This is a genomic window from Catellatospora chokoriensis (assembly GCF_011297315.1).
GTDB classification, from domain to species: Bacteria; Actinomycetota; Actinomycetes; order Mycobacteriales; family Micromonosporaceae; genus Catellatospora; species Catellatospora citrea.
Genome location: NZ_JAAOTI010000080.1, coordinates 1 through 572, shown reverse-complemented (window position 1 = coordinate 572; position 572 = coordinate 1). Strand labels below are relative to the sequence as shown.

Genomic DNA, 572 nt, shown 5'->3' with positions numbered 1-572 from the left:
CGGCTGGGGCCGTTCCCCTCGGGGGCACACTGGAAAGGGCATCACGTGAAGGTTCTCATCGCGGGAGGCGCGGGATTCATCGGCAGCACGGTGGCCTCGTACCTGCTCGACTCGGGCCACGAGCCGGTGATCCTCGACAATCTCGCGACAGGCCGCCGCGAGTTCTGCCAGGGCCGCACCTTCTACGAGGGCGACATCGCCGACCCCGCGATTCTCGACCAGATCTTCGCCGAGCACCCCGACATCGACACGGTCGTGCACTGCGCGGCACTGATCGTCGTGCCCGAATCGGTCCAACACCCGGTCCACTACTACCGGGAGAACGTCGCCAAGACACTCGAGTTCGTCGACCACCTCATCGCCAAGGGCGTCACCCGGCTCGTGTTCAGCTCGTCGGCCGCGATCTACGAGCCGGGCGCCGACTTCAGCGTCGACGAGGACTCCACCGTCACGGCGATCAGCCCCTACGCGCGGACCAAGGCGATCGTCGAGCAGATGCTGGCCGACATCGCCGCGGCCACACCACTGCGCGTGCTGTCGCTGCGCTACTTCAACCCGATCGGCGCCGACCC

General features: G+C 67.3%; 1 protein-coding gene. It reads left to right on the top strand.

Annotated features, from left to right (window positions below):
- Nucleotides 1–45: 45 nt before the first annotated feature.
- Nucleotides 46–572: NAD-dependent epimerase/dehydratase family protein (locus HAV39_RS42055; protein ID WP_191844664.1), on the top strand; the 527-nt coding region annotated here is incomplete at its 3' end.